The sequence below is a fragment of the Klebsiella sp. R390 genome, from assembly GCF_051131745.1.
Lineage (GTDB): Bacteria > Pseudomonadota > Gammaproteobacteria > Enterobacterales > Enterobacteriaceae > Klebsiella.
Genome location: NZ_CP180445.1, coordinates 5037415 through 5064280, shown reverse-complemented (window position 1 = coordinate 5064280; position 26866 = coordinate 5037415). Strand labels below are relative to the sequence as shown.

The window sequence follows — 26866 nt, the reverse complement described above, 5'->3', positions numbered from 1 at the left end:
CAACCATGCCAGTTGCTTATACTCCCGCCCTTCATTTCATGGAAACCGGGAGAAATAATGTCTTCTCAATCTGCTGAACGTATCGGCGGGTGGCTGCTGGCCCCACTGGCATGGCTACTGGTGGCATTGCTGAGCACGTCGTTGTCGCTGTTGATATTCGCTAACGCGCTGATGTCCTCCCGGACCTTTGCCCTGTTGTCGGAGATGAGCACAGGCCACCTCCTGCTGTGGGTAGGATCGCTGCTGTTTGCTATCGGGATGTGGTACTACACCCTGTGGTTAACCTTTGCCTTTTTCAAACGCCGGGCGCTGGTGCCAAAGCATTACATTATCTGGCTGCTGGTATCTTTGCTGCTGGCGATTAAAGCGTTTGCCTTCTCACCGATCACCGATGCGATGGCCCTGCGCCAGCTGGTGTTCCCGCTGCTTGCCGCGGCGCTGCTGGTGCCTTACTTCAAACGTTCCAAACGGGTTAAGCGAACTTTCGTGAATTCGTAATACCCACACAGTTAACCTGTTGTCGCCGGTATCGATTTATTCGATAATAGGCGGCTTTTTCTGTTTTCAGGTCGAGTTGATGGCTGATTATTTACTGCTCTTTATTGGTACTGTCCTCGTTAACAACTTCGTTCTGGTGAAGTTTCTTGGATTATGCCCGTTTATGGGGGTCTCCAAAAAACTGGAAACCGCTATGGGAATGGGGCTGGCCACCACGTTTGTGATGACCCTGGCCTCTATCAGTGCCTGGTTGATTGATACCTGGATTCTAATCCCGCTCAATCTGATTTACCTGCGCACGCTGGCCTTTATTCTGGTCATCGCGGTGGTTGTGCAATTTACCGAAATGGTGGTTCGCAAAACCAGCCCGGCGCTGTATCGCCTGTTAGGCATTTTCCTGCCGCTGATTACCACCAACTGCGCGGTGCTCGGCGTGGCGCTGTTGAATATAAACCTCGGCCATAACTTTCTGCAGTCCGCGCTGTACGGCTTTGCCGCCGCGGTCGGTTTCTCATTGGTGATGGTGTTGTTTGCGGCAATTCGCGAGCGACTGGTGGTAGCGGATGTCCCCGCGCCGTTTCGTGGTAATGCGATTGCCCTGGTGACAGCGGGTCTGATGTCGCTGGCATTTATGGGCTTTAGTGGTTTGGTGAAGTTGTAATATGAGTGCTGTCTGGATAGCGGTGATCGCCATCAGCCTGCTGGGGCTGATTTTTGGCTTGATTTTGGGATACGCCTCCCGCCGCTTCAAAGTAGAAGATGACCCGGTGGTTGAAAAAGTCGATGAACTGCTCCCGCAAAGTCAGTGCGGGCAGTGCGGCTACCCGGGCTGCCGCCCTTATGCCGAAGCCGTCGGTACTCAGGGCGAGAAAATTAACCGTTGCGCCCCAGGCGGCGAAGCGGTGATGCTGAAAATCGCGGCCTTGTTAAACGTCGACCCGCAACCCATTGATGGCGATGAGCAGGCGCAGGAACCCGTCCGCATGCTGGCCATTATCGACGAGAACAACTGCATCGGCTGTACCAAATGCATCCAGGCCTGCCCTGTCGATGCGATCCTTGGCGCCACCCGTGCCATGCATACCGTGATGAGCGATCTGTGTACCGGCTGTAATCTCTGCGTCGCGCCATGTCCGACGCAATGTATAGAAATGGTGCCGGTCGCGACGACCACTGAAACCTGGAAATGGGATCTTCACACTATTCCGGTACGCAATATTCCTGTGGAACAACATGTTTAAGTTATTCTCCGCATTCAGAAAAGACAAAATCTGGGATTTCAACGGTGGTATTCATCCGCCAGAAATGAAAAGCCAGTCTAACGCGACGCCACTGCGCCAGGTTCCCCTGCCACAGCAATTTGTCATCCCGCTGAAGCAGCACATTGGTGCCGAGGGTGAGCTGTGCGTAAAACCGGGCGATCGGGTATTGCGTGGTCAGCCGCTGACCCGCGGATGGGGTCGAATGCTGCCGGTACATGCGCCGACCTCCGGCGTGGTGAGCGCCATTGCTCCGCACTCAACGGCCCACCCCTCCGCGCTGGCAGAAATGAGCGTGATTATCGATGCCGATGGCGAGGACCGTTGGATCGAGCGTGACGGCTGGAGTGATTATCAGAATAAGAGCCGTGAAGCGCTGATTGAGCGCATCCATCAGTTCGGCGTTGCCGGCCTTGGCGGTGCAGGATTCCCGACGGGAACCAAATTACGCGGCGGTGGCGACAAAATCGAAACCTTGATTATTAACGCTGCCGAGTGCGAACCATACATTACCGCCGACGATCGCCTGATGCAGGACTGCGCGGCACAAATTATTGACGGTATCCGCATCCTGGCCCACATATTACAGCCCCGCCAGGTTCTGATCGGCATTGAAGATAATAAACCGCAGGCCATTTCGATGCTGCGCGCGGTGCTGTCTGATGCCCACGGTATTGAGCTGCGCGTCATTCCGACCAAGTACCCGTCGGGTGGGGCCAAACAGCTGACGCAAATCCTCACCGGGAAACAGGTTCCCCACGGCGGGCGCTCCTCCGACATCGGCATTCTGATGCAAAACGTTGGAACAGCCTATGCGGTGAAACGCGCGGTGATTGACGGCGAACCGCTCACCGAGCGGGTCGTTACCCTGACCGGCGAATCGGTTACCCGCCCTGGCAACGTCTGGGCGCGACTGGGTACGCCGGTGCGTCACCTGCTGGAAAATGCCGGTTTTTGCCCGAGCGCAGAGCAGATGGTGATCATGGGTGGCCCGCTGATGGGGTTCACCCTGCCGTGGCTGGACGTTCCGGTCGTTAAAATCACCAACTGCCTGCTGGCGCCATCCGTTGATGAAATGGGTCAGGCCGAAGAAGAGAAAGGCTGCATCCGCTGCAGCGCCTGCGCCGACGCCTGCCCTGCCGACCTGCTGCCTCAGCAGCTTTACTGGTTCAGCAAAGGGCAACAGCACGACAAAGCCACGAGCCATAACCTGGCAGACTGTATTGAGTGCGGCGCCTGCGCCTGGGTCTGCCCGAGTAATATTCCGTTGGTACAATACTTCCGCCAGGAAAAAGCGGAGATTACCGCTATCCGTCAGGAAGAGAAACGCGCGGCGGAAGCTAAAGCCCGGTTTGAAGCACGCCAGGCACGTCTGGAGCGGGATAAAGCCGCACGCCAGGAACGACATAAGCAGTCCGCGGTACAACCGGCGGCGAAAGATCAGGATGCCATCAACGCCGCGCTGGCCCGGGTGCGTGACAAACAGCGCGATGCCGCACAGCCGATTATCATCCAGGCCGGCACAAAACCGGACAACAGTGATGCCATTGCTGCACGCGAGGCGCGTAAAGCCGAGGCGCGTGCCCGCAAGGCCGAGCAGCAGAATGCCCCGCAGGCTGAAGCTCAGCCCGTAGCCGACGCCGCCGTTGACGCGCGTAAAGCGGCGGTCGACGCGGCGATTGCCCGCGCTAAGGCCCGCAAGGCCGAGCAGCAGAATGCCCCGCAGGCGCAAGCTCAACCCGTGGCCGACGCCGCCGTTGACCCGCGTAAAGCGGCAGTCGACGCGGCGATTGCCCGCGCTAAGGCCCGCAAGGCCGAACAGCAAAATGCCCCGCAGGCGGAAGCTCAGCCGGTGGCCGACGCCGCCGTTGACCCGCGTAAAGCGGCAGTCGACGCCGCCATTGCCCGCGCTAAGGCCCGCAAGGCCGAGCAGCAAAATGCCCCGCAGGCGGAAGCTCAGCCCGTGGCCGACGCCGCCGTTGACCCGCGCAAAGCGGCAGTCGACGCGGCGATTGCCCGCGCTAAGGCCCGCAAGGCCGAGCAGCAAAATGCCCCGCAGGCGGAAGCTCAGCCCGTAGCCGACGCCGCCGTTGACCCGCGCAAAGCGGCAGTCGAAGCGGCGATTGCCCGCGCTAAGGCCCGCAAGGCCGAGCAACAGCAAGAGCATCATCCGGCAGCCGCCAATGACGATCCGCGCAAAGCCGCGGTCGCCGAAGCAATCGCCCGTGTTCAGGCCAGGAAGACATCCCGGCAGGCAGTCAACGAGGAATAAATGGTTTTCAGAATCGCAAGCTCCCCTTATACCCATAACCAGCGGCAGACCTCACGGATAATGCTGCTGGTGTTGCTCGCGACCGTGCCCGGTCTGGTAGTCCAGACCTGGTTCTTTGGTTGGGGTACCGCTATACAGCTTATTCTGGCAGCCCTGACGGCCTGGGGGACGGAAGCCGCCATCCTCAAATTGCGCAAACAAAATATTGCCGCCACCCTTGCCGATAACTCCGCGCTGCTGACCGGCTTGCTGTTAGCCATAAGCATTCCGCCGCTGGCCCCCTGGTGGATGGTGGTATTAGGGACTGCCTTTGCCATTATTATCGCCAAACAGCTGTACGGCGGACTGGGTCACAACCCGTTTAACCCGGCGATGATTGGTTACGTGGTCCTGCTTATTTCGTTCCCGGTGCAGATGACCTCGTGGCTCCCGCCGCATGACATTGCCGCGACCATCCCGGGCTTCACCGACGCCCTGCAGGTGATCTTTACCGGTCACACCGCCAGCGGTGGCGATATCAATACCCTGCGAATGGGCATTGATGGGATAAGCCAGGCCACGCCGCTCGACACCTTTAAAACCTCCCTGCGTGCCGGGCATGAAGTCAAAGAGATCATGCAGTACCCTATTTTTGGCGGCGTACTGGTGGGGCCGGGCTGGCAGTGGGTTAATCTCGCCTATCTGGCCGGCGGCCTGTTCCTGCTGTGGCAGAAAACCATCCGCTGGCATATTCCGCTCAGCTTCCTGCTCAGTTTGACCCTGTGCGCCACCCTCGGCTGGCTGTTTTCACCGCAAAGCCTCGCCGCACCGCAGATTCATCTGCTGTCTGGCGCCACCATGCTGGGGGCATTCTTTATTCTGACGGATCCGGTCACCGCCTCCACAACCAACCGTGGTCGCCTGATTTTCGGCGCCCTCGCCGGCCTGCTGGTCTGGCTGATCCGCAGTTTTGGTGGGTATCCCGACGGCGTGGCCTTTGCCGTACTGCTGGCAAACATCACCGTTCCGTTGATTGATTACTACACGCGCCCGCGCGTTTATGGCCACCGCTGAGGATTGATGATGTTAAATAGCATGCGCAAACACGGGATCACGCTGGCGCTGTTTGCCGCCGGTACCACCGGGTTGACCGCAGCCATCAATGCGCTGACGAAATCGACGATTGATGAGCAGGCGGCCACGCAACAAAAAGCGTTATTCAATCAGGTTCTGCCAGCCGAACGCTACAATAACGATCTGCTGAAGAGCTGTTTTCTGGTGGCGGAGCCGTCGCTCGGCAAAGGCCAGCATAAGATTTGGATAGCCAAAAACGAAGATGCCCCGGTTGGCGTCGTGATGGAAGCCACCGCGCCGGATGGCTACTCCGGAGCCATTCAGCTGCTGGTCGCAGCCGATTTTAAAGGTACGATTCTGGGTACCCGTGTGACCGAGCATCATGAGACCCCAGGGCTTGGGGATAAAATTGAGTTACGCCTGTCGGACTGGATCACCCATTTTGCCGGTAAAGTGATCCACGGCGCAGGCGACAGCCATTTTGCCGTCAAAAAAGATGGCGGTGATTTTGATCAGTTCACTGGTGCCACCATCACTCCACGTGCGGTGGTCAACGCCGTGAAGCGCGCCGGTTTGTATGCCCAGACGCTGCCGGCAGACATTCCCGAACTTACCCCCTGCGGAGAGTAGACCATGAGCGAAGTAAAAGAGGTCATTGTTCAGGGGTTGTGGAAAAACAACTCCGCCCTGGTGCAGTTGCTCGGCATGTGCCCCCTCCTCGCCGTGACGTCAACCGCCACCAATGCGCTCGGGCTTGGGCTGGCGACGACGCTGGTGCTGACGCTGACCAACCTGGCTATCTCCAGCCTGCGCCGCTGGACGCCAGCCGAGATCCGTATTCCCATTTACGTGATGATCATTGCCTCAGTGGTGAGCGTGGTCCAGATGTTGATTAACGCCTACGCCTTTGGCCTCTATCAGTCTCTGGGGATATTTATTCCGCTGATCGTCACCAACTGTATCGTCGTCGGTCGGGCGGAAGCCTTTGCCGCCAAAAAAGGGCCAGCCCTGTCAGCGCTGGATGGTTTCTCCATCGGTATGGGTGCCACCTGCGCAATGTTTGTGCTGGGGTCGCTGCGCGAGATTATCGGCAACGGTACCCTGTTCGACGGCGCAGACAGCCTACTGGGCAGCTGGGCTAAAGTGCTGCGTATTGAGGTATTCCATACTGATACGCCGTTCCTGCTGGCGATGCTGCCACCGGGCGCGTTTATTGGCCTGGGAATGATGCTGGCGGTAAAATACCTTATTGATGAACGCACTAAACAGCGTAAAGCCAAAGCGGTAGCGGCGTCACCTGCCGCCCCCGTTGATGCGCGCAGGGAAAGTCTGGGATGAATAAAAGCAAGCGTCTGGAAATCCTCACCCGGCTGCGGGATAACGACCCGCACCCAACCACAGAACTCAATTTCACCAGCCCGTTTGAGCTCCTGATTGCGGTGTTGCTGTCCGCTCAGGCAACGGACGTCAGCGTGAACAAAGCCACGGCAAAGCTCTACCCGGTGGCCAATACCCCGGCCGCGATGCTGGAACTGGGTGTCGACGGCGTCAAGTCGTACATCAAGACTATCGGGCTGTTTAACAGCAAAGCGGAAAACGTCATTAAGACCTGCCGGATCCTGCTCGAACAGCATAATGGTGAGGTTCCCGAAGACAGAGCGGCGCTGGAGGCCCTTCCCGGCGTGGGCAGGAAAACCGCCAACGTGGTGCTGAATACCGCATTTGGCTGGCCGACGATCGCGGTCGACACGCACATCTTCCGCGTTTGCAACCGGACACAATTTGCCCCCGGAAAGAACGTTGAACAGGTTGAGGAAAAACTGCTAAAGGTGGTTCCTGCCGAGTTTAAAGTCGACTGCCATCACTGGCTTATTCTGCATGGGCGTTACACCTGCATTGCCCGCAAACCGCGCTGTGGCTCCTGCCTGATCGAAGACTTATGCGAGTTTAAAGAGAAAGTCTACCCCTGATGCCAGTGCAGAATCATGACCACTCCATAACAGTGATTCTGCTCTCAACCCCACCTTCCTGCCTTTAACACCAATAATCATCCACTTTGCAGAAGAATTAACCGCTTATATAACACACAGCCAGGTTAATCATTTTTTATGTAGCAAAAATTTCTATACATTTGTGATCCAGATCACCTTGGCAACCTGATGTTAATTTTTTGTTTCTTTGATGATAATAAAATCCATCATTTGCAATACCAGAGCGGCAGCAGTCAGGACAATACCCCGTCTATTTTTAGGAATATGGGCTATATCACTAGGTTCAAGGCTTATCAGCAGAACATATCGCCGTTATCCAATTTTTTTCGTAAGCCGACAGATAAAAATGTCACCAATACCTAAAAGATGAAATTTAACTCTGCATAACATTTAAATGACTGGCGTATTATAACGCCTGAGATATATGTAACAGAGTATTACAAACCCCTTGCCTGAATGCCCAGGATAGTGAACATTACTTCCCGTTTTCCCTCCAGAATAACTATAAAGGCGGCGCTCTTCTCAGATTGTGCCCCGAACACCCCCCGTTAATATGGGATGTAAAAAAAGAGGTATATGTGTCAACTGCAAACAATAAACCAGCAGAAAGCGTGAGTTTAAACGCTTTCAAACAACCGAAATCGTTCTATCTGATCTTCTCGATCGAATTATGGGAGCGTTTTGGTTATTACGGCCTGCAAGGGATCATGGCCGTTTACCTGGTAAAACAGCTGGGTATGTCAGAAGCGGATTCTATTACACTCTTCTCCTCCTTTAGTGCACTGGTTTATGGCCTTGTCGCTATCGGCGGCTGGCTGGGCGACAAAGTCCTCGGTACCAAACGTGTCATCATGCTGGGTACTATCGTACTGGCGATTGGTTACGCGCTGGTCGCATACTCCGGCCATGATGCAGCAATCGTGTATATGGGTATGGCGACTATCGCCGTCGGTAACGGCCTGTTTAAGGCTAACCCGTCCTCCCTGCTCTCGACCTGTTATGAGAAAGACGACCCGCGTCTCGATGGCGCATTTACGATGTACTATATGTCCATCAACATCGGTTCGTTCTTCTCTATGCTGGCTACCCCGTGGCTGGCCGCGAAGTTTGGCTGGAGCATCGCCTTCTCTCTGAGCTTCGTCGGGATGCTGATCACCCTCGTGAACTTTATGTTCTGCAAAAAATGGGTGAAAAACTACGGTTCTAAACCTGACTTTGCACCGGTTCACTACGGCAAACTGCTGGCGACTCTCGTCGGTGTGGTCATCCTTGTGGTGATTGCAACCTGGCTGCTGCACAACCAGGGTATTGCTCGTATGGTACTGGGCGTGGTTGCGCTGGGTATCGTGATTATCTTTGCTAAAGAAGCTATGGGAATGCAAGGCGCTGCACGTCGTAAAATGATTGTGGCCTTTATTCTGATGCTTCAGGCGATCGTCTTCTTCGTGCTGTACAGCCAGATGCCGACCTCCCTGAACTTCTTCGCAATCCGCAACGTTGAGCACGCTATTCTGGGTATCAGCTTCCAGCCGGAGCAGTTCCAGGCGCTGAACCCGTTCTGGATTATGATCGGCAGCCCGATTCTGGCCGCGATCTATAACAAGATGGGCGACCGTCTGCCGATGCCGCACAAATTTGCTATCGGTATGGTGCTGTGCTCGTTGGCGTTCCTCGTGCTGCCGCTGGGCGCGAAATTCGCTACCGACGCCGGCATCGTTTCCGTGAACTGGCTGATTCTGAGCTACGCGCTGCAGAGTATTGGTGAGCTGATGATCTCCGGTCTCGGTCTGGCCATGGTAGCGCAGCTGGTTCCTCAGCGTCTGATGGGCTTCATCATGGGTAGCTGGTTCCTGACCACCGCTGGTGCAGCAATCATCGCCGGTAAAGTCGCTAACCTGATGGCGGTACCAGAAAACGTAACCGACCCGCTGCAGTCTCTTGCCGTCTATGGTCACGTGTTCCTGCAGATCGGTATTACTACCGCCGTTATCTCTGTGCTGATGTTTGCCTTCGCGCCGAAGCTGAACCGTATGACTCAGGATGACGACACCGTCGCTAAAGCTCGCGATACGGCTACCGTCTAAGCGCTTCGGGAAAACCAATAAATTTAGGCCGCTAACGTTTTGTTAGCGGCTTTTTTTTTACCCCTGGGCTAACATACAGAAAACTGCAGCCACGAGGAGTTACTGATGAAACTGTTCTACAAACCCGGTGCGTGTTCCCTTGCCTCACATATCGCCTTGCGCGAAAGTGGACTTGACTTCACTTTGCAAGGGGTCGATCTGATGCATAAGCGCCTGGAAAACGGTGATGATTATCTGCAGATCAACCCGAAAGGCCAGGTACCGGCGCTGCTGCTTGACGACGATATTCTGCTCACCGAAGGCGTTGCCATCATGCAGTACATCGCAGACCAGGTCCCGGACCGCCAGCTACTGGCACCGGTCGGCTCCGTTGCCCGTTACCAGACGCTGGAATGGCTCAACTACGTCGCTACCGAGCTGCATAAAGGCTTCACGCCGCTGTTTCGCCCGGACACCCCGGAAGACTACAAACCGACAGCACGTGCTCAGCTGGAGAAGAAGCTGCAGTATGTTGATGGGTCGCTTGCGGATAAGCAGTGGCTGAACGGTCACCGTTTTACTATTGCCGACGGCTATCTGTTTACGGTGCTGCGCTGGGCGTATGCGCTGAAGTTAGATATGACAGGCTATCCGCATATTGCGGTCTGGATGCAGCACATGGCGGCGCGTCCATCGGTTGCCGCAGCGCTGGCAGCTGAAGGGCTTCAGTAAGGCGAGAAGAACTGCCCGGCGCAATACCGGGCAGTTAACGAGGTTTACAGCGGTGTCGCGCTGAAGTGCTGCTCCGGCAGCGCAATACGATCCTGCGCGGCAACGACCTGCAGTTCATACTCCTGCATATTTTTGGTCGCCAGCATGATTTCATAGACCGCGGCGGTCACATGTTCCAGCGCTTCACGCAGCGTTGCCCCCTGCAGCAGCTTAACCAGCAGCAGCCCGCTGGTCACATCCCCCACGCCTACCGGCTGGCGCAGGCCAAAATCCACCAGCGGACGGCTGATATGCCATGCTTCGTCGTGCGTCACCAGCAGCATTTCAAAACGCTCCATGCTGCGTCCTGCGCGGGCAAGATGTTTCACTAACACCACCTGCGGCCCCTGGGCGATCAGTTCACGCGCGGCGGCCACGGCTTGCTCGACGTTTGCTACCGGATGACCGCACAAAATCTCCAGCTCAATCAGGTTAGGCGCAATGATATCGCTTGCCGGCAGCGCATGACGAACATGAAACTCCGCGACGCCAGGTGCCACAATGCAGCCCTTCTCCGGGTGACCCATCACCGGATCGCAGAAGTATTTCGCCGCCGGATTGGCCGCCTTCACCTGACGTACTATCCCGAGAATATGCTCGCCCTGCTCAGCAGAGCCCAGATAACCGCTCAGGACTGCATCACAACGCTGCAGCTGATCGATATCCGCAATCCCCTGGACGATCTCGGTGAGATGCGCAGGCGGCATCACACACCCGGTCCATTTCCCGTACTGGGTATGATTGGAAAACTGTACGGTATTAAGGGGCCAGACGTTCGCGCCCAGGCGGCGCATCGGGAATTCTGCGGCACTATTGCCGGCGTGGCCAAACACAACGTGGGACTGGATGGCGAGGATGTTCTTCATCTTGGGTACCTGACAGCAAAAAATAAGGGGCGTGGTTTCCCACGCCCCTGCCTTTACGCAATTACTTCCAGCAGACCAGACAGTAATTTTTCTTACCGCGACGCAGTAAGGTATAGCGGCCAAACAGACGGTCGCTATCGGTGAAGACATATTCCGGGTCGGACTGTTTTTCACCGTTGATAGTAACCGCATTGGAGGCGATAGTTTTACGCGCCTGGCCACGAGAAGGCTGCAGCTCGGAATCTACCAGCGCCTGCATCAGGTCGGCACCGCGGTCCATTTCAATCATCGGCACGCCATCCTGCGCCAGCTGTTCGAAGTCAGCTTCGCTCAGGTCGCTCAGATTGCCGTTGAACAGGCTTTCTGTAATGCGTTTAGCGGCGATCAGGCCTTCTTCGCCATGTACCAGACGGGTGACCAGCTCTGCCAGCACGTACTGCGCGCGTGGCGCCTTACCGCTGTTTTTGTCTTCTTCTTCCAGGGCATCGATCTCAGCGATGTCCATAAAGGTGAAGAACTTGAGGAAGCGGTAAACATCGGCATCCGCAGTGTTAATCCAGAACTGGTAGAATTTGTACGGACTGGTTTTCTTCGGATCCAGCCATACTGCACCACCTTCCGTTTTACCGAACTTGGTACCATCTGCTTTGGTGATCAGCGGCACGGTCAGACCAAAGACCTGGTTCTGGTGCAGACGACGGGTCAAATCGATACCCGAGGTGATGTTACCCCACTGATCGGAGCCGCCAATCTGCAGCGCCACGCCGTGCAGTTTGTTCAGGCACGCGAAGTCATAACCCTGCAACAGGTTATAAGAGAATTCAGTAAACGAGATGCCCTGATCGTCACGGTTGAGGCGCTGCTTAACCGCTTCTTTGTTGATCATCTGGTTGACGGAGAAGTGCTTACCGATATCGCGCAGGAAAGTCAGCACGTTCATGCCGCCAAACCAGTCGTAGTTGTTCGCGGCAATCGCGGCGTTATCACCGCAATCAAAGTCGAGGAACGGTGCGACCTGCTTGCGGATTTTATCCACCCACTCCTGCACGGTATCTTCGGTGTTGAGTTTACGCTCGGCGGCTTTGAAGCTCGGGTCACCGATCAGACCGGTTGCGCCTCCCACCAATGCCACGGGTTTATGGCCTGCCTGCTGGAAGCGTTTCAGGCATAACAATGGAACAAGATGCCCCAAATGCAAGCTGTCAGCGGTAGGATCGAAGCCGCAATAGAGCGCGATCGGGCCTTGCGCCAGTCGCTCTGCTAACGCTTCCTCGTCCGTCACCTGGGCTACCAGCCCCCGCTCTTGCAATTGTTTAATCAAGTTACTGCTTGCCATCAAATTCTCCATGTATAAAACGACTGCACCTTTGCCGGTACACGACTTTTCGCCAGACGCGAAAAAAGATATTTCTGCAAAATCATTCACGATACGCCACGCAAGCAGCGCAGGCCAGAAAATCACCGGGATTAGCGGGTGCGGCCCACCACGACGCAGCATGAAAAATGAAGGCTATAGAATAAAGCGCCAGCCCATCGATCACCAGCGCTTAACACAACAAATTTCCGGGATTACGGGGCCAGGCGATCGATTTTCCACGCGTCATGGTCGCGCTGGTATAAAAAACGATCGTGCAGACGGTGTTCACCGCCCTGCCAGAACTCCATCTGATCGATAGAGATGCGGAATCCCCCCCAGAAGCTCGGCAACGGCACTTCGCCCTGCTGGAATTTCTGCTTCAGTTCGAGGAATTTGCTTTCAAGTATCCCGCGGGCCGAGATGCGGCTTGATTGCTGGGACACCCAGGCGCCGATCTGGCTGTCGCGCGGGCGACTATGGAAATATTTCACCACTTCGAGGGTAGACAGGCGTTCGGCTTTGCCGACCACCATCACCTGGCGCTCCAGCATATGCCACGGGAACAGCAGGCTGACATGCGGATTTTTTTCAATCTGGTGCGCTTTGCGGCTGCCGAGGTTGGTATAGAACACCAGCCCTTTTTCGTCATAGTGCTTAAGCAGTACGATGCGCTGCCAGGGTTGGCCGTTTTCATCGACGGTGGCGACAACCATTGCCGTAGGATCGGCCAGTCGGGCATCACAGGCCTGGCGAAGCCAACGCTCAAACAATGTTAGCGGTTCAGCGGGAAGATCGTGGCGACGCAGGCCACCACGGGTGTACTCTCGGCGCAGATGCGCGATTTGCTGCAAATCATCGTTATCAGACATGGCACTGAAGAAAGTTGTCATCGGGTGGCGTCATTGTGCGCCCCCGGGACAGAAATCTCAACGTTTGGCCGTCTGCAGCTGGCAGTTGTCCAGCACCACGTGGTCGCGTTTGTAGACGGTAGCGCTGTCGCCTTTCGACCAGAAGACGTAAACACCGTCGGTATAACGCGCGCCGGAGGCCGAGATACCCTGCTGCAGATTCAACTGCTGATTGTCATAAATGAAGCTGGCAACCTGACGAGTGTTGTTGATATGTACCGTCAGCGGTTTCTGATCGCACTGATATTCCAGGGTGTTGGTCTGCATCCGGTCCACAAACTGGTTGTAGTAACTACAGCCTGCCAGCATAAAAGGGAGAACAACAATAAGGATTTTTTTCATTCGTTTGCCTTCGACTTTCCCGGTCCAGAGGGGCCTGTCGCCCCCCGTTAATTAAGCCAGTTTACGGGTTAATCCATAAGAGAGATTTCAGTTAACTCTGATTTTGCCGCGGACTGGCAGGGAAAATCGCCCCGAGTATCGACGCCTCGGAGGCGCCGGTGACCGAGGGTAAATTGCCGGGCAGACCGGACATTGTACGCCACGCCAGCCAGGCAAACGCCAGGGCTTCCATATCATCGCCGCTGATACCTGCCGTGTCGGTGGTGGAGACCTCGGTTCCCGGCAGCAGTGCCGCCAGACGAGCCATCAACAGCGGGTTACGGGCGCCGCCGCCGCACACCAGCAGGCGTTCGCAGCCGCCGCTCAGCATAACCTGTTCGGCGATGGTCACCGCCGTTAACTCAACCAGCGTCGCCTGAACATCCTGGGCACGTAGCCCGGAAAAACGCGCCAGATGCTGTTCCAGCCAACCATAATTAAAATATTCGCGCCCGGTGCTTTTCGGCGCAGGCAACGCAAACCACGGGTCACTGAGCATATTCTGCAGCAGCGGTAGCAGAACTTTGCCTTCGCTGGCCCATTGCGCATCTTTATCGTAGGGTTTCCCGCACTGGCGCCAGATCCAGGCATCCATCAGCATATTACCCGGCCCCGTATCGTACCCGCGCACCGGCACACCCGGTGCTAACAGTGACAGGTTGGCAATCCCTCCGATATTGAGCACGATGCGCCGCTCGACCGGATGCGCCAGCAGCGCATGGTGGAACGCCGGCACCAGCGGCGCCCCCTGTCCACCGAGGGCAATATCGCGGCGGCGAAAATCGCCGACGACGGTCACGCCGGTCTTTGCCACAATCTGATTGTTATCACCGATTTGCAGGGTGTGCGGCGCCTCACCGGTAGGCTCATGCCATACCGTTTGCCCATGACAGCCAATGGCAATGATATCCGCCGCCTGCAGTTTTTCCTGACGCATCAGCGCCAGCACCGCATCGGCAAACAGCCGCCCCAGACGCGTGTCCAGACGACCGAACTGCGACAGCGTCAGTTGCTGACCCTGACAGATGGCGAGGATGTCCTCTTTTAAGGCAATGGGAATGGGGTATGACAGGCTCGCCTGCTGTGCCACCACGTTTTCATTGATTGCCGCCAGCACAACATCGATACCATCAAGGCTGGTACCGGACATGACGCCAATAAAGTGACCTGATTTCATACACCTTCCTCATTCCATGATTCGTTTACGCCACACTCAATCATAAAGCGATGGGCATTGCTATGGCGTAATAATGTTTATTAACACTAAATCGCCAGGGTTGCGCATAGCGTAAAGCACCGGTGTTTATGTTAGGTTGAGAAGCGTCTGATTATTATTTTTGCATACTCCATGCTGCAGGTATGCCCGTCGTCGATGAAATACCATATAATTGAGCGCATGGACGTTCAACAGAACACTATTTAGTGAAGGAGATTCATCAATGATTTTACGTGTTTTGGCTGTCTCGATGATTGGTTTATCACTTGCCGGCTGCGTCAGCAGCAGTGGCCTCTCCGGAGACGTTTACTCCGCATCAGAAGCCAAACAAGTGCAGAGCGTCACCTACGGGACCATCGTACATACTCGCGCCGTACAGATTCAGAGCGGCGATGACAGCAATGCGATTGGTGCTATCGGTGGTGCGGTTCTTGGTGGTTTTCTGGGTAACACCATCGGTGGTGGTACCGGTCGCTCACTGGCAACTGCCGCGGGCGCTGTCGCCGGTGGCGTAGCAGGCCAGGGCGTGCAAGGCGCAATGAACAAAACCCAGGGTGTAGAACTGGAAATCCGTAAAGATGACGGTAACACCATTCTGGTGGTACAGAAACAGGGCGCTACCCCGTTCTCCGTCGGTCAGCGTGTTGCCATTGCTGGCAGCGGCAGTCAGGTTACGGTTTCCCCGCGTTAATTTTCTCGATAATGCGGCCTGTTCGGGCCGCATTATTTTTTAACAGGCCCGATTAATCACTATTCGGTTATCTTCCATTCAACTCCATACTTCCCTCTCCGCCCTTCACTTTCTCATCCATCATTTGCGTTTGCTCAATATTCCGCTGCCCCAGCTCTGTATATTATTAAGAAAAATCGGATTTCAAACATAATAATTCCTGGCCAGCAACCTAACCTATCACATGGATGTAACTAATGTTTATTGAGCGTCATCACTTAGTGAAAAGAACATTAATTTTTCTGGCCATCGGCATTATCGCCATTGGCCTAATACATTTGTTCTCCGAGTCATTAATTAGTCGTATGCCGACATTTAACCCACTACTTTTCCCCATACTCACGGTTTTCCTGTTAATACTCCATGTAACCATTTCTTGTTTTATGGTCATGAAGTACTGGTGTAACCGAAAGCGCCTGTACCTGATCGCAATTGCCTGCGCCTTTGCGGGTTCGTCACTGCTGATGTTTGGCACGTTGAGCAGCTATCCGGGGTGGTTCCTGTGTGACTCGGGGTTGTTGACCAACGCCAATGATGCGCTGATATTTTACAGCTTCCGCAATATGATGATGATGGTGTTGTTTATTCTCAGCATTACCTTATACCACTTCCGCCATAGCGAGAAACTGACGCGCAAAGCACACACCTTCATCTTAATGTTTTGTATCTTATTTACTGGTTTCATTTGCGCGTTATCGTGGATGTATTCAAGTCACAATTCATTACTTTATATCACATTAATTGACAATATTACCTTAGCTCATTCGGATTTCTGGAATAATATCCTTGGCTGCCTGATGGCGATCGGGTGGTTTATCACTTTGTTATTTCTGGTTTCCATTACCCAGCTTCGCAACATATTTTGGTACAGCGGCGCGTTTTTCTGCAGCGTCTATATATTTACATTGGCTTTTCTTTTACTGACAAGCGGAAATACTGAGTACGCCTGGTATTACGCCCGGATTTTTGAAGTTATCAGCACGCTATTTATGTTTTTTATCCTGCTATGTGATGTATTCAGTCTGTACCGCAAATCCGAGCTGAAATATATGACGTCGTATCAAAACTCGATTCGCGATTCGTTAACCCGGCTGTACAACCGTAGCCACTTCTACGACACCCTGACCAGGCAGCTGTCGACAGTGTCCGCCATACAACCGCTGTCGGTGATCGTCTGCGACCTCGACTTCTTCAAACGCATTAACGATAACTATGGCCACGTGCAGGGAGACAAAGTCATCCAGTTTGCCGCCAGCGTTCTGCAGAAGAGTGTCCGGTCACAAGACGCCGCCGCGCGTATCGGTGGAGAAGAGTTTGCTTTGCTATTGGTCAATACCGGCCAGCAAGATGCCCTTGCAGTGGCGGAGCGCATTCGTCTGGCGGTCAACGAGAAACAAGATGACTTGCCGGAGCAAATGACCATCAGCGCAGGCATATTCACCGTTTCTGACGCTACCCTGAGTCCGGAAGAGTGTGTGAAGCGAGCCGATGCGGCAATGTATCAGGCCAAAAATAGTGGCAGAAACCGCGTGGTGGTGTGGGGAGAATAAGCAAAAAAGGGCCTTGAGAAATCAAGGCCCTGAATAGATTAATCTTTTGCCTGCAAATCGAGGATATTGTGTTCCAGTTTACGCACCAAATGGAGCAGCGTTTCCACCTCTTCTGGCGAAACGCCGGACAGAATTTCATCGCGTGTCTTACCGATCACCTCTTCCATTTCATTGATCAGCGGTTCCGCTTTTTCCGTCAACCTGATGCGTTTCGCGCGCCTGTCGTTGGCACAGGTCTGGCGAGAAATAAGACCTTTCTCTTCCAGCTGATCCAGGGTACGCACCAGAGAAGGTTGCTCAATACCAATCGCTTTCGCCAGCTGAATTTGCGACTGCTCAGGCGGCAGCTGATGAATATTGTGCAGCGTAACCCAGTGCGTCTGCGTTAACTCCAGAGGTTTCAGGCGATGGTCGATCAGCGCGCGCCAGACGCGGACTAAACGTGCCAGATCAGAACCTAGTGGCGATTCCAATTTCATCTCCTTATAATTAGCTTGCTAAGTTATTATACTGATTTTAGAATAGTTTGCAGTATTTAAATTAGCAAAACAAATGAATTACCTGATTCACCAACATCAAAACAATGATTTACACTGTGTAATAGTAGCATGCCCTGAACTTACTCCCTGCAATAGCAAAGGATTTTTGCTTGTGAAACTGAGTCTTAACACGTCGGGATTGTCGCTCCAGGACCTGATTTTTGGTGCGTCCATCTACTTTCCTCCCCTGTTTAAAGCCGTTCTGCTGGGATTTTTTGTCTGGCTGGTGATCCATCGTCAACTACGTGACTGGATGTATGCCGGTGATATCTGGCATCCCCTGCTAATGGACCTGTCCTTATTCGCGCTTTCTGTTTGTCTGGCTCTGGTTCTACTGACCGTCTGGTAATGTTCACGACATGAAAAAACTAAAATATCTTTCGACCTTAATTGTTGCCGCCCTCGCCCTCATTGCTGCCTGGCTGGTGTGGAACTACTACACTCAATCGCCCTGGACCCGGGATGGCAAAGTGCGCGCTGAGCAGGTCAGCATTACGCCCCAGGTTTCCGGAAGCATCCTCCAGCTTAACGTACGCGATAATCAGCTCGTGAAAGCAGGTGACGTGCTGTTTCGCATCGATGATACCCCTTACCGCATCGCCCTCCTGAACGCCCAGGCGCAGCTCGCTAAGGCTCAGGCGGAGATGGCGAAAGCCAAAGCGGAACAGAGCAAAGCGGCGAACGATGCCCAGCGCCGCCGTCACCTGACGAAGGACGCGATTTCCGCTGAAGACCTGGAGAACGTTAATACCGCGCTGAACACCGCCAGCACCGGTCTTGAGGCTGCCAGAGCGGTTGTCGGGGTGGCGCAGGCCAGCCTGGAACACGCCCGCTGGCAGCTCGGTCAAACCGAGGTGAAATCCCCGGTAGACGGCTGGGTCACCAATCTCAGCACCCGGGTCGGTGACTATGCCGCCGTCGGTCATCCGGTTTTCGCCCTGGTCGACAGCCATTCGTTTTATGTCATCGGTTACTTTGAAGAAACCAAGCTGCGTCATATCCGCGCCGGCGATAGCGCGCAGATCGTTCTCTACAGCAGCAAACAAACATTACAGGGTCACGTAGCCAGTATCGGTCGCGCCATCGTCGACCAGAGCGTCGAGGGGGGAAACAGCCTGGTGGCGAACATCAAACCCAATATCCCGTGGGTGCGCCTGGCGCAACGCGTGCCGGTACGCATCGAGTTTGATGCCCTGCCGCCAGAAACCACGCTGGTTTCCGGTACCACCTGCACCGTCTCGATTGGCACACCATGATGAAACTGCAGGCCCTGTCGTGGCGTGCTCTGCCGTGGGTTAAGGCCAGCCGTCCGCAGTGGCGCTACGCGCTGCGCAACGGCATCGCTATGTGTCTGGCGCTGAGCATCGCCTACTGGCTGAACCTTGATGAGCCCTACTGGGCGATGACCTCCGCCGCCGTCGTCAGCTTCCCGACCGTCGGCGGTGTGATCAGCAAAAGCTTTGGCCGTATCGCCGGCAGCCTGCTCGGGGCCTGCGCCGCGCTGTTGCTCGCCGGGCATACCCTCAACGATCCGTGGCTGTTCCTGTTCAGTATCTCGGCGTGGATCGCCTTCTGTACCTGGGCCTGCGCGATGTATACCAACAACGTAGCCTATGCCTTCCAGCTCGCTGGCTATACCTGCGCCATAATCGCCTTCCCGGTAATTAACATTACCGATGCCAATGAGCTGTGGACCATCGCGCAATCGCGGGTGTGCGAGGTGATTGTCGGGATCCTCTGCGGCGGTCTGATGATGATGATCATGCCCAGCACCTCCGACGGCACCACGCTGCTGACGGCGTTGAAAAACATGCATGCGCGCCTGCTTGAACACGCCAGTCTGCTGTGGGTGCCGGAAACCACCGATGCTATTCGTAGCGCCCATGAAAGCGTGATCGGGCAAATTCTGACCATGAACCTGCTGCGCATTCAGGCCTTCTGGAGCCACTACCGTTTTCGTCGGCAGAACCCGCTGCTCAATTATTTACTCCACCAGCAACTGCGCCTGACCAGCGTCATCTCCAGCCTGCGCCGGATGCTGATCAACTGGCCGGCAGCGCCGGCAGAGACCCGCCAGGTGCTGGAAACGCTGCTCGTCGCGCTTGCCAGTCCGCGGGCCGATTTTTACAGCATCGCGCGGATTATTGCCCCGCTGGCACCCTCCGCCGGAGCCGACTACCGCCACCTCGCCGTCTGGAAACGCCTGCGCTACTTTTGCCGATTGTATCTCGACAGCAGCCGCTGGATCCGCCGGGTGGAAAATGCCTCGGCGATCGCCGAGTTTAACGTCCCTTCCGCTCCGGCCTTAGCGCGCCATACCGATCAGGCTGAAGCGTTGTGGAACGGCATCAGGACCTTTTGCGCCCTGGTCGCGGTCGGTGCCTGGGGTATCAGTACTCAGTGGCAGGCCTGCGCTGCCGCGCTAACTCTGGCGGCAATCTGCTGCGTGCTCTACTCCGTCTCGCCGTCGCCGTTCAAATCATTAACGTTATTGATGCGTACGCTGGTTTTGCTGTCGGTGTTCAGCTTTGCGGTGAAGTTCGGCCTGATGGTACAGATAACCGATCTATGGCAGTTTTTGTTATTTCTGTTCCCGCTGCTGACCACCATGCAGTTGCTCAAGCTGCAGATGCCCAAACTGGCTGGTCTGTGGGGGCAGCTGATTGTTTTTATGGGGTCGTTTATTTCGGTGACCAACCCACCGGTGTATGACTTCGCCGCCTTCCTCAACGACAACCTTGGCAAAATTATTGGCGTCGGCTTTGCCTGGCTGGCGTTTGCGGTAATTAGCCCGGGTTCCGATGCACGTAAGAGCCGGCGCCATATTAAAACGTTACGCCGTCACTTTGTCGATCAGCTTAGCCGTCACCCGCAGCACAGCGAGCATGAGTTTGAATCGCTGGTGTATCACCACATCAGCCAGTTAAGCCACAGTCAGGATGCCCTGGCCCGCCGCTGGCTGCTGCGCTGGGGGGTGGTGCTGCTTAACTGTTCACACGTGGTCTGGCAGCTGCGCGAATGGGAAACCCGCTCGGATCCGCTGTCGCAGGTTCGTGATTTGTGTATTAGTCTGCTGCGCGATGTCATGAGCGAACGTGGCGTTCAGCAACGCCCGCTGGCCTCTACGCTGCGTGAGCTGCAGCATATTTGCGACACCCTGAACCATCACCATCAACCGGCGGCGAAAGAGCTGGCAGCGGTGATTTGGCGGTTGTATTGCGCGCTGTCTCAGCTTGAGCAGGCACCCGCCATCGGGACGATAACGGAAAGCGCGATTGCGGAGAAAAAACCTGAGTAAACGCCTCCGCCACTGCGGAGGCGGGATTTCTTATGGTACGTCGTAACCTAACGCCGCTTTACGAATGCGGAACCACTGCTGGCGTGACATGTTCAGCTTCTCTGCCACCACCGCCGAGCGCACGCGCTCTATTTTACCGGAGCCGATAATCGGCAGCGGCTGGGACGGCAGACGCAGGATCCACGCATACACCACCTGCTCAATGCTCTCGGCATTCAGCTCATGAGCCACCTGCGCCAGCTCATCACGCAGCGGCTGGAAGCGCTCGTCATTGAACAGGCTGCCGCCGCCAAGGCATGACCAGGCCATCGGCCGAATGCGCAGTTGCTGGAGCTGATCCAGCGTGCCATCCAGCAACAGCGGCTGGTGTACCGGAGAGATTTCCACCTGGTTAGTCGCCAGAGTAAACGGCAGACGCGATTGCAGCAGCGTAAACTGTGCCGGCGTAAAGTTGGACACGCCGAAGTGACGGACTTTACCGCTGTGATGCAGCGCGAGGAAGGCTTCCGCCACGTCATCCGCGTTCATCAACGGGTCCGGGCGGTGAATCAGCAGCAGATCCAGATGGTCGGTTGCCAGATTACGCAGAGACTGTTCCGCGCTTAAGACGATATGGTCGCGGTCGGTAATATAGTGGCCGATGGTGTTTTCGGCGCGGGCTTTGGTGGCAATCCCGCACTTGCTGACAATCTCCATCCGGCTACGCAGGTGCGGCGCCAGCTTGAGGGCTTCACCAAACGCCGCTTCACACTGATAATCACCGTAAATATCCGCATGGTCGATGGTCGTAATGCCCAGATCCAGGTGCTGCTCGATAAAACTTACCAGCGCGCTGGGGGACATGTTCCAGTCCATCAACCGCCAGTAGCCCATAACAAAACGCGAGAATTCCGGCCCCTGTGGAGCCATAGCAATACGCTGAACCATAACGACATCCTCAACAAATAAGTGGGTTGAGTATACGCAATTTTGTCATTAAAACAGTGAGGGTTGCTGCGGTTCTTCCGCGGCCTGGGGTTTATTCGCACGTAATTTGCGCAGTAAACGCTGGCGACACAGGCGCAGGACATCCTGTTTTTGCACATCACTCATGGTTTGCCATTGAAAGCGCTCCTCGCGACTGCGAAAGCAGCCCCGGCAAAAACCGCGTTCATCTGACTGACAAATTCCCCGGCACGGACTTTGTACCGGGAAAAACTCCAGCTGCTCTGCCACCACACTGCCCTCGTCGCTTATCTGTACCGTTTATTGAAGACGTTTCAACCGGACTACGCAACTTTTGTTCTCCAGGCTCTGCGCCGTGTGGCACTTTACTTTTTTCTTGCATTAGACCAATCGGTCTATTACAGTGAGCCCCATGAACAAACATAGCGAATGCGATACCCGCGAACACATCCTTGCCACCGGTGAACAGCTGTGCATGCACCGCGGTTTCACCGGAATGGGGCTGAGTGAACTATTAAAAATAGCGGAAGTGCCGAAAGGCTCTTTCTACCACTATTTTCGTTCCAAGGAAGCTTACGGCGTCGCGCTGCTGGAATATCACTATGCCGGCTATCTTCAGCGACTGGTGGATCACTTTTCCCACGGCGAAGGCAACTATCGCGATCGTCTGCTGGCGTACTATCAGCATACGCTGACGCAGTTTTGCCAGCAGGGCATTATCAGCGGCTGCCTGACGGTGAAGCTTTCCGCTGAAGTGTGTGATCTGTCTGAATCGATGCGTGCGGAAATGAACAAAGGCGCCAGCCAGATTATTCATCTGCTGGGTGACGCGCTGGAGCACGGGCGCCAGGAAGGCAGCCTGCAGTTTAGCGGCGACGCATTCACCCTCTCTCAGGTGCTGTATTCCCTGTGGCTGGGCGCTAATTTGCAGGCCAAGATAACCCATAGTGCGATGCCGCTGGAAAGCGCCCTTGCCCATGCGAAACACATTATTGCTGCGCCTGACGTTTAACAGGCGTTTTTATTTAACGAATTTCTAGACGACCGGTCTACTCAGGAGTCATTATGTCCGAATCAAAACTGTTTTCTCCCTTGAAAGTCGGTGCGGTAACCGTACCTAACCGCGTATTTATGGCTCCATTGACGCGTCTGCGCAGCATCGAGCCGGGCGATATCCCGACCCCGCTGATGGCAGAGTACTACCGTCAACGCGCCAGCTCCGGCCTGATTATCACCGAAGCCACGCAGATTTCAGCTCAGGCGAAAGGCTATGCCGGCGCCCCGGGTCTGCACAGCCCGGAACAGATTGCCGCATGGCAGAAAATTACCGCCGGCGTTCACGCTGAAGAGGGGCATATCGCCGTTCAGCTGTGGCACACCGGCCGCATCTCCCACAATTCCCTACAGCCGGGCGGCGAAGCGCCGGTCGCGCCCTCTGCTATCAGCGCGGGCACCCGTACTTCTCTGCGTGATGAAAACGGCCATGCGATCCGCGTCGATACCTCAATGCCACGTGCGCTTGAGACCGCCGAAATCCCCGGTATCGTTGACGATTTCCGCCAGGCGGTAGGTAACGCCCGTGATGCTGGTTTTGACCTTGTTGAACTGCACTCGGCACATGGTTACCTGCTGCACCAGTTCCTCTCCCCGTCCTCCAACCACCGTACAGACCAGTATGGCGGCAGCGTCGAAAACCGTGCGCGCCTGGTGCTGGAAGTGGTTGATGCGGTCAGCAAAGAGTGGAGCGCCGATCGTATTGGTATCCGCGTTTCACCCATTGGCAGTTTCCAGAATGTCGATAACGGCCCGAATGAAGAAGAAGATGCACTGTATCTGATTGAAGAACTTGCCAAACGTGGCATCGCCTACCTGCATATGTCCGAACCGGACTGGGCCGGTGGCCAGCCGTACAGTGATGCGTTCCGTCAGAAAGTTCGCGCTCGTTTCCCAGGCGCAATTATCGGTGCCGGCGCCTATACCGTGGAAAAAGCCAACGATCTGATCGGCAAAGGGTTAATCGACGCGGTGGCCTTTGGCCGCGACTATATCGCCAACCCGGACCTGGTGGCTCGTTTGCAGCATAAAGCGCCGCTGAACCCGCAGCGCCCGGAAAGCTTCTACGGCGGTGGCGCAGAAGGTTATACCGATTATCCGACACTGTAATCTCCCGGGCTAACGCGGCGGTTTCCCGCCGCCATGCTCCCTTTTGCCCGCTCAGCGTGCGCATTGGGGAGCCGAACGGGATGAGATTGTCAGGGCCGCCTGAAATGGCGGCTTTTTTGCGTTATAGTGCCTCAGTGCTAGCAACACCCTGGCCGTGTTCTGGCACTATTCTGACCATCGTATATACGGCTTCTGTCTGGAGGCTGTAATAAAGGAGTATAAAATCATGCGCTTACTTCACACCATGCTGCGCGTTGGCGATCTGCAGCGTTCTATCGAGTTTTACACCAACGTGCTGGGCATGAAGCTGCTGCGCACCAGCGAAAACACCGAGTATAAATATTCGCTGGCCTTCGTTGGTTACGGTGAAGAAACCGATACCGCCGTCATCGAATTGACCTACAACTGGGGCGTCGACAAGTATGACCTCGGTAACGCCTACGGCCATATTGCGCTGAGCGTAGAGAACGCAGCCCAGGCCTGTGAGCTGATTCGCCAGAACGGCGGCAACGTCACTCGCGAAGCCGGCCCGGTCAAAGGCGGCACGACGGTCATCGCCTTTGTTGAAGATCCTGATGGTTACAAAATCGAACTGATTGAAGAGAAAGACGCTGGCAAAGGTCTCGGTCACTAACCGGCTTCGGGCGCATCGGCGCCCGCTGTTTTCTCCCCCTTCCTGCTGCAAGGCACGGCAAAATTTGCCATAATGCGCGCTACTTTTTTCCAGTGAAGAGAATCTGATGTCCGAGAACGTTCAACTTAATGGTCTGTGCGACCGTTTTCGTGGTTTCTACCCCGTGGTTATTGATGTAGAAACCGCCGGATTTAATGCGAAAACCGATGCCCTGCTTGAGATCGCCGCCATTACCTTAAAAATGGATGAGCAAGGCTGGTTGATGCCGGACGAAACGTTGCATTTTCATGTTGAACCTTTCGAAGGCGCCAATCTTCAGCCTGAAGCGCTGGCCTTTAACGGCATCAATCCGAACGATCCTGAGCGCGGCGCGGTAAGCGAATACGACGCCCTGCACGCCATTTTCAAAATGGTACGCAAAGGGATTAAGGATAACGATTGTAATCGTGCCATCATGGTGGCGCACAACGCCACTTTCGATCTCACCTTTACGATGGCTGCCGCCGAACGTGCCGGACTTAAGCGTAATCCGTTTCACCCGTTTGTGACCTTTGACACCGCAGCGCTGAGCGGCCTGGCGCTGGGTCAGACGGTGCTCTCCAAAGCATGCCTGGCCGCCGGGATGGCGTTTGATGGCAGCAAAGCGCACTCGGCGCTGTACGATACCGAGCAAACCGCTCAGCTGTTTTGTGAAATCGTCAATCGCTGGAAACGGCTTGGCGGCTGGCCGCTGCCGCTCGCCGGGCAAGAATAAAAGACAAAAAAAAGCGACTTCCACGGAAGTCGCTTTTTACTGTTTGCAGGGTTATTCTGCTTTCGGCGCTTCGCTGTTGTACTTAGCCGCCGTTTCTTTGATCAGCTGCTGCAGTTCGCCGCGCTGATACATTTCAATCACGATGTCGCAACCACCAACCAGCTCGCCATCCACCCACAGCTGCGGGAAGGTCGGCCAGTTCGCGTATTTCGGCATTTCCGCGCGAATATCCGGGTTCTGCAGGATATCAACGTAAGCAAAACGTTCGCCACATGCAGAGAGTGCCTGCACTGCCTGGGCGGAAAAACCGCAGCTTGGCAGTTTCGGGGACCCTTTCATGTACAGCAGGATCGGGTTTTCAGCGATTTGACGTTGGATTTTTTCTACAGTCGTGGTCATTGTCATGCTTCCTTAACTTCTATACGGCAGTAATTTTCATTGTAGCGTCCTGGACGCAGGACAGATAATAACATTTTTTTCACTCGCGACAGTTTATCTTCTGTGGCCAGAAGTTGCTTTATAAATATCACTTTGGCACCGCAAATGCAGTAGTGCTGTACATTTCCCGTACAAGGTGGTTAATGTCTGAGATAATTTTTTGCAATTGTTAATCAAACGACACTTTAGATACAAAAGAGTATTAACTATCCCGGTTTTTATGCTTTAGAATCGTTGAGTTTTGTCATTCACCGTCAGGTATGTATATATCTGTCATTAATCAGGGGATTGCTCAGTGGCGCGGCTAAACAAAATCGCGATTTCGCTCTGTGCATTACTGTTTACATCGATCTCATTTACACCACTGGCGCATGCTTCAGGGCATACGCACAGCTCCGCTACGCCAAAAGCGCATCCGGACAAAGGCACGACCGAACGTAAGAAAAAAGCCAGCAGTCAAAAATCCAGGTCCACCACGAAAACCACCAGCAAGCAAACCGCCACCACGTCCCGCAGCAGACACCCTACCCGTACCACCAGCGCCAGCCAAACGGCATTAACCCGCCAGGCCGCCGGTAGCAGCAAAAAATGCGTCCTGCGTAAGGGGTATAAAAAACAATGCGCCAAATCGGTGACGTCGAGCGCAGAGCCGGCACCGGTCATGGCCAGCCTGCAGACTAAATGTGTGGTGCGTAAAGGCTACAAAAAACGCTGTAAACCGGTGACTGAAGCGCAGCCGCTGACGCTGGCGGACGCCCATAAGGCCCGGGTGCAGAAAGCGCAAAGTACCGCCATGTCGAAGCTGATGGATCAGATTGGCAAACCGTATCGCTGGGGTGGAACCTCACCGCGTACCGGTTTCGATTGCAGCGGTCTGGTTTACTACGCCTATAAAGATCTGGTGAAAATTCGCATTCCACGTACCGCCAATGAAATGTACCACCTGCGCGACGCCCGTCCGGTTGACCGCGGTGAACTGCAAAGCGGCGATCTGGTCTTCTTCCGCACCCGTGGGCGCGGCACCGCCGACCACGTTGGCGTCTATGTCGGCAACGGCAAGTTTATCCAGTCACCGCGTACCGGCCGCGATATTCAGATAACCTCATTAAGTGAGGATTACTGGATCCGCCACTACGTCGGCGCTCGCCGGGTCATGACCCCGAAAACCATTCGCTAACCC

The 26866-nt window shown here is 55.1% G+C and carries 29 protein-coding genes; 20 read left to right on the top strand and 9 right to left on the bottom strand.

Translation table 11 applies throughout. The annotated features are described in order from the left end of the window. Positions 1 to 57 precede the first annotated feature (57 nt). From ACMYSP_RS23730 to gstA, 10 genes are all read left to right on the top strand, one after another. Positions 58 to 498: a DUF2569 domain-containing protein gene (locus ACMYSP_RS23730; RefSeq protein WP_123754575.1), complete on the top strand. Its 441-nt coding sequence runs from the start codon at positions 58 to 60 to the stop codon at positions 496 to 498. Positions 499 to 577: 79 nt separating this feature from the next. After that, a complete protein-coding gene (gene rsxA / locus ACMYSP_RS23725; protein WP_123754576.1) occupies positions 578 to 1159 on the top strand; it encodes an electron transport complex subunit RsxA in 582 nt (193 codons plus the stop codon). A 1-nt stretch (position 1160) separates the two neighbouring features. Beyond that, positions 1161 to 1739, top strand: a complete 579-nt coding sequence (rsxB, locus tag ACMYSP_RS23720; protein ID WP_123754577.1) for an electron transport complex subunit RsxB — start codon at positions 1161 to 1163, stop codon at positions 1737 to 1739. Next, positions 1732 to 4029 carry an electron transport complex subunit RsxC gene (rsxC, locus tag ACMYSP_RS23715; RefSeq protein WP_434584500.1) on the top strand — a complete coding sequence of 766 codons (2298 nt, stop codon included), beginning with the start codon at positions 1732 to 1734 and terminating at the stop codon, positions 4027 to 4029. Before rsxB ends, rsxC begins: the two co-directional genes overlap by 8 nt. Then, complete coding sequence (gene rsxD / locus ACMYSP_RS23710; protein WP_434584498.1) at positions 4030 to 5082, top strand: electron transport complex subunit RsxD; 1053 nt, start codon at positions 4030 to 4032, stop codon at positions 5080 to 5082. A gap of 9 nt (positions 5083 to 5091) precedes the next feature. After that, complete coding sequence (gene rsxG / locus ACMYSP_RS23705; RefSeq protein WP_434587283.1) at positions 5092 to 5712, top strand: electron transport complex subunit RsxG; 621 nt, start codon at positions 5092 to 5094, stop codon at positions 5710 to 5712. A gap of 3 nt (positions 5713 to 5715) precedes the next feature. Further along, the gene (locus ACMYSP_RS23700) at positions 5716 to 6420 is read left to right on the top strand and encodes an electron transport complex subunit E (protein WP_434584497.1); all 705 of its coding nucleotides are present in this window, start codon (positions 5716 to 5718) and stop codon (positions 6418 to 6420) included. Continuing rightward, positions 6417 to 7052, top strand: a complete 636-nt coding sequence (gene nth, locus ACMYSP_RS23695; RefSeq protein ID WP_434584496.1) for an endonuclease III — start codon at positions 6417 to 6419, stop codon at positions 7050 to 7052. The genes ACMYSP_RS23700 and nth overlap by 4 nt, the downstream gene beginning before the upstream one ends. Before the next feature lie 599 nt (positions 7053 to 7651). After that, positions 7652 to 9157: a dipeptide/tripeptide permease DtpA gene (gene dtpA / locus ACMYSP_RS23690; RefSeq protein ID WP_434584495.1), complete on the top strand. Its 1506-nt coding sequence runs from the start codon at positions 7652 to 7654 to the stop codon at positions 9155 to 9157. 105 nt (positions 9158 to 9262) lie between these two features. After that, a complete protein-coding gene (gene gstA / locus ACMYSP_RS23685) occupies positions 9263 to 9868 on the top strand; it encodes a glutathione transferase GstA (RefSeq protein WP_434584494.1) in 606 nt (201 codons plus the stop codon). Positions 9869 to 9912: 44 nt separating this feature from the next. Here gstA and pdxY read toward each other — a convergent pair whose 3' ends face one another. The 5 genes from pdxY to anmK all read right to left on the bottom strand — a co-directional run bounded on the left by pdxY (position 9913) and on the right by anmK (position 14596). Next, positions 9913 to 10773 carry a pyridoxal kinase PdxY gene (pdxY, locus tag ACMYSP_RS23680; RefSeq protein ID WP_434584493.1) on the bottom strand — a complete coding sequence of 287 codons (861 nt, stop codon included), beginning with the start codon at positions 10771 to 10773 and terminating at the stop codon, positions 9913 to 9915. Positions 10774 to 10834: 61 nt separating this feature from the next. Beyond that, positions 10835 to 12109 (bottom strand): tyrosine--tRNA ligase, encoded by a 1275-nt coding sequence (gene tyrS / locus ACMYSP_RS23675; RefSeq protein ID WP_434584492.1) that lies wholly within the window; start codon positions 12107 to 12109, stop codon positions 10835 to 10837. Between the two features lie 233 nt (positions 12110 to 12342). Then, positions 12343 to 12999, bottom strand: a complete 657-nt coding sequence (pdxH, locus tag ACMYSP_RS23670) for a pyridoxamine 5'-phosphate oxidase (protein WP_434587281.1) — start codon at positions 12997 to 12999, stop codon at positions 12343 to 12345. A gap of 57 nt (positions 13000 to 13056) precedes the next feature. Further along, on the bottom strand, positions 13057 to 13380 hold the full coding sequence (gene mliC / locus ACMYSP_RS23665; RefSeq protein ID WP_174509360.1) for a C-type lysozyme inhibitor: 324 nt from the start codon (positions 13378 to 13380) through the stop codon (positions 13057 to 13059). Positions 13381 to 13471: 91 nt separating this feature from the next. Then, on the bottom strand, positions 13472 to 14596 hold the full coding sequence (anmK, locus tag ACMYSP_RS23660) for an anhydro-N-acetylmuramic acid kinase (RefSeq protein ID WP_434584491.1): 1125 nt from the start codon (positions 14594 to 14596) through the stop codon (positions 13472 to 13474). 262 nt (positions 14597 to 14858) lie between these two features. Here anmK and slyB point away from each other — a divergent pair, with 262 nt between their 5' ends. Both slyB and ACMYSP_RS23650 read left to right on the top strand, forming a co-directional pair. Next, positions 14859 to 15326, top strand: a complete 468-nt coding sequence (gene slyB, locus ACMYSP_RS23655) for an outer membrane lipoprotein SlyB (protein ID WP_434584490.1) — start codon at positions 14859 to 14861, stop codon at positions 15324 to 15326. A 236-nt stretch (positions 15327 to 15562) separates the two neighbouring features. Beyond that, the gene (locus ACMYSP_RS23650) at positions 15563 to 16915 is read left to right on the top strand and encodes an MASE4 domain-containing protein (RefSeq protein WP_434584488.1); all 1353 of its coding nucleotides are present in this window, start codon (positions 15563 to 15565) and stop codon (positions 16913 to 16915) included. A gap of 38 nt (positions 16916 to 16953) precedes the next feature. Here ACMYSP_RS23650 and slyA read toward each other — a convergent pair whose 3' ends face one another. Beyond that, on the bottom strand, positions 16954 to 17394 hold the full coding sequence (slyA, locus tag ACMYSP_RS23645; RefSeq protein ID WP_434584487.1) for a transcriptional regulator SlyA: 441 nt from the start codon (positions 17392 to 17394) through the stop codon (positions 16954 to 16956). Positions 17395 to 17566: 172 nt separating this feature from the next. Between slyA and ACMYSP_RS23640 the strand changes: the two genes are divergently transcribed. From ACMYSP_RS23640 to ACMYSP_RS23630, 3 genes are read left to right on the top strand one after another with little or no spacing between them, the layout of a single operon-like run. Continuing rightward, positions 17567 to 17803, top strand: coding sequence for a DUF1656 domain-containing protein (locus ACMYSP_RS23640; RefSeq protein WP_434584486.1), 237 nt, complete (start codon positions 17567 to 17569; stop codon positions 17801 to 17803). Positions 17804 to 17813: 10 nt separating this feature from the next. Then, positions 17814 to 18710 (top strand): efflux RND transporter periplasmic adaptor subunit, encoded by an 897-nt coding sequence (locus tag ACMYSP_RS23635; RefSeq protein ID WP_434584485.1) that lies wholly within the window; start codon positions 17814 to 17816, stop codon positions 18708 to 18710. Beyond that, the gene (locus ACMYSP_RS23630; protein ID WP_434587279.1) at positions 18710 to 20752 is read left to right on the top strand and encodes an FUSC family protein; all 2043 of its coding nucleotides are present in this window, start codon (positions 18710 to 18712) and stop codon (positions 20750 to 20752) included. The genes ACMYSP_RS23635 and ACMYSP_RS23630 overlap by 1 nt, the downstream gene beginning before the upstream one ends. Positions 20753 to 20782: 30 nt before the next feature. Here ACMYSP_RS23630 and ACMYSP_RS23625 read toward each other — a convergent pair whose 3' ends face one another. After that, a complete protein-coding gene (locus ACMYSP_RS23625) occupies positions 20783 to 21679 on the bottom strand; it encodes an aldo/keto reductase (protein ID WP_434584484.1) in 897 nt (298 codons plus the stop codon). Between the two features lie 48 nt (positions 21680 to 21727). Then, positions 21728 to 21970 (bottom strand): DUF1289 domain-containing protein, encoded by a 243-nt coding sequence (locus tag ACMYSP_RS23620; protein WP_174509365.1) that lies wholly within the window; start codon positions 21968 to 21970, stop codon positions 21728 to 21730. 139 nt (positions 21971 to 22109) lie between these two features. Here ACMYSP_RS23620 and ACMYSP_RS23615 point away from each other — a divergent pair, with 139 nt between their 5' ends. The 4 genes from ACMYSP_RS23615 to rnt all read left to right on the top strand — a co-directional run bounded on the left by ACMYSP_RS23615 (position 22110) and on the right by rnt (position 25248). Then, positions 22110 to 22709 carry a TetR/AcrR family transcriptional regulator gene (locus ACMYSP_RS23615; RefSeq protein WP_434584483.1) on the top strand — a complete coding sequence of 200 codons (600 nt, stop codon included), beginning with the start codon at positions 22110 to 22112 and terminating at the stop codon, positions 22707 to 22709. Positions 22710 to 22762: 53 nt separating this feature from the next. After that, the gene (locus tag ACMYSP_RS23610) at positions 22763 to 23860 is read left to right on the top strand and encodes an alkene reductase (RefSeq protein ID WP_434584481.1); all 1098 of its coding nucleotides are present in this window, start codon (positions 22763 to 22765) and stop codon (positions 23858 to 23860) included. Positions 23861 to 24086: 226 nt separating this feature from the next. Beyond that, a complete protein-coding gene (gene gloA, locus ACMYSP_RS23605) occupies positions 24087 to 24494 on the top strand; it encodes a lactoylglutathione lyase (RefSeq protein ID WP_434584480.1) in 408 nt (135 codons plus the stop codon). Between the two features lie 106 nt (positions 24495 to 24600). After that, the gene (gene rnt, locus ACMYSP_RS23600) at positions 24601 to 25248 is read left to right on the top strand and encodes a ribonuclease T (protein WP_032687390.1); all 648 of its coding nucleotides are present in this window, start codon (positions 24601 to 24603) and stop codon (positions 25246 to 25248) included. 51 nt (positions 25249 to 25299) lie between these two features. Here the strand turns inward: rnt and ACMYSP_RS23595 are convergent, their stop codons facing one another. Further along, positions 25300 to 25647 carry a Grx4 family monothiol glutaredoxin gene (locus tag ACMYSP_RS23595; protein ID WP_123754599.1) on the bottom strand — a complete coding sequence of 116 codons (348 nt, stop codon included), beginning with the start codon at positions 25645 to 25647 and terminating at the stop codon, positions 25300 to 25302. A gap of 334 nt (positions 25648 to 25981) precedes the next feature. On the opposite strand from ACMYSP_RS23595, the gene ACMYSP_RS23590 reads away from it, so the two are divergent. Next, the gene (locus ACMYSP_RS23590) at positions 25982 to 26863 is read left to right on the top strand and encodes a C40 family peptidase (protein ID WP_434584479.1); all 882 of its coding nucleotides are present in this window, start codon (positions 25982 to 25984) and stop codon (positions 26861 to 26863) included. The last annotated feature ends 3 nt before the right edge of the window (positions 26864 to 26866 follow it).

Excerpts from the sequence above, each read along its gene's own strand:
- pdxH (WP_434587281.1), bottom strand. The coding sequence starts at position 12,999 with ATGTCTGATAACGATGATTTGCAGCAAATCGCGCATCTGCGCCGAGAG.
- mliC (WP_174509360.1), bottom strand. The coding sequence starts at position 13,380 with ATGAAAAAAATCCTTATTGTTGTTCTCCCTTTTATGCTGGCAGGCTGT.
- ACMYSP_RS23615 (WP_434584483.1), top strand. The coding sequence starts at position 22,110 with ATGAACAAACATAGCGAATGCGATACCCGCGAACACATCCTTGCCACC.
- slyA (WP_434584487.1), bottom strand. The coding sequence starts at position 17,394 with ATGAAATTGGAATCGCCACTAGGTTCTGATCTGGCACGTTTAGTCCGC.
- gstA (WP_434584494.1), top strand. The coding sequence starts at position 9,263 with ATGAAACTGTTCTACAAACCCGGTGCGTGTTCCCTTGCCTCACATATC.
- ACMYSP_RS23730 (WP_123754575.1), top strand. The coding sequence starts at position 58 with ATGTCTTCTCAATCTGCTGAACGTATCGGCGGGTGGCTGCTGGCCCCA.
- tyrS (WP_434584492.1), bottom strand. The coding sequence starts at position 12,109 with ATGGCAAGCAGTAACTTGATTAAACAATTGCAAGAGCGGGGGCTGGTA.
- rsxD (WP_434584498.1), top strand. The coding sequence starts at position 4,030 with ATGGTTTTCAGAATCGCAAGCTCCCCTTATACCCATAACCAGCGGCAG.
- slyB (WP_434584490.1), top strand. The coding sequence starts at position 14,859 with ATGATTTTACGTGTTTTGGCTGTCTCGATGATTGGTTTATCACTTGCC.
- ACMYSP_RS23625 (WP_434584484.1), bottom strand. The coding sequence starts at position 21,679 with ATGGTTCAGCGTATTGCTATGGCTCCACAGGGGCCGGAATTCTCGCGT.
- ACMYSP_RS23635 (WP_434584485.1), top strand. The coding sequence starts at position 17,814 with ATGAAAAAACTAAAATATCTTTCGACCTTAATTGTTGCCGCCCTCGCC.
- rsxB (WP_123754577.1), top strand. The coding sequence starts at position 1,161 with ATGAGTGCTGTCTGGATAGCGGTGATCGCCATCAGCCTGCTGGGGCTG.
- ACMYSP_RS23630 (WP_434587279.1), top strand. The coding sequence starts at position 18,710 with ATGAAACTGCAGGCCCTGTCGTGGCGTGCTCTGCCGTGGGTTAAGGCC.
- ACMYSP_RS23700 (WP_434584497.1), top strand. The coding sequence starts at position 5,716 with ATGAGCGAAGTAAAAGAGGTCATTGTTCAGGGGTTGTGGAAAAACAAC.
- rsxA (WP_123754576.1), top strand. The coding sequence starts at position 578 with ATGGCTGATTATTTACTGCTCTTTATTGGTACTGTCCTCGTTAACAAC.
- rsxG (WP_434587283.1), top strand. The coding sequence starts at position 5,092 with ATGTTAAATAGCATGCGCAAACACGGGATCACGCTGGCGCTGTTTGCC.
- ACMYSP_RS23595 (WP_123754599.1), bottom strand. The coding sequence starts at position 25,647 with ATGACCACGACTGTAGAAAAAATCCAACGTCAAATCGCTGAAAACCCG.
- pdxY (WP_434584493.1), bottom strand. The coding sequence starts at position 10,773 with ATGAAGAACATCCTCGCCATCCAGTCCCACGTTGTGTTTGGCCACGCC.
- rnt (WP_032687390.1), top strand. The coding sequence starts at position 24,601 with ATGTCCGAGAACGTTCAACTTAATGGTCTGTGCGACCGTTTTCGTGGT.
- anmK (WP_434584491.1), bottom strand. The coding sequence starts at position 14,596 with ATGAAATCAGGTCACTTTATTGGCGTCATGTCCGGTACCAGCCTTGAT.
- ACMYSP_RS23610 (WP_434584481.1), top strand. The coding sequence starts at position 22,763 with ATGTCCGAATCAAAACTGTTTTCTCCCTTGAAAGTCGGTGCGGTAACC.
- nth (WP_434584496.1), top strand. The coding sequence starts at position 6,417 with ATGAATAAAAGCAAGCGTCTGGAAATCCTCACCCGGCTGCGGGATAAC.
- rsxC (WP_434584500.1), top strand. The coding sequence starts at position 1,732 with ATGTTTAAGTTATTCTCCGCATTCAGAAAAGACAAAATCTGGGATTTC.
- gloA (WP_434584480.1), top strand. The coding sequence starts at position 24,087 with ATGCGCTTACTTCACACCATGCTGCGCGTTGGCGATCTGCAGCGTTCT.
- ACMYSP_RS23650 (WP_434584488.1), top strand. The coding sequence starts at position 15,563 with ATGTTTATTGAGCGTCATCACTTAGTGAAAAGAACATTAATTTTTCTG.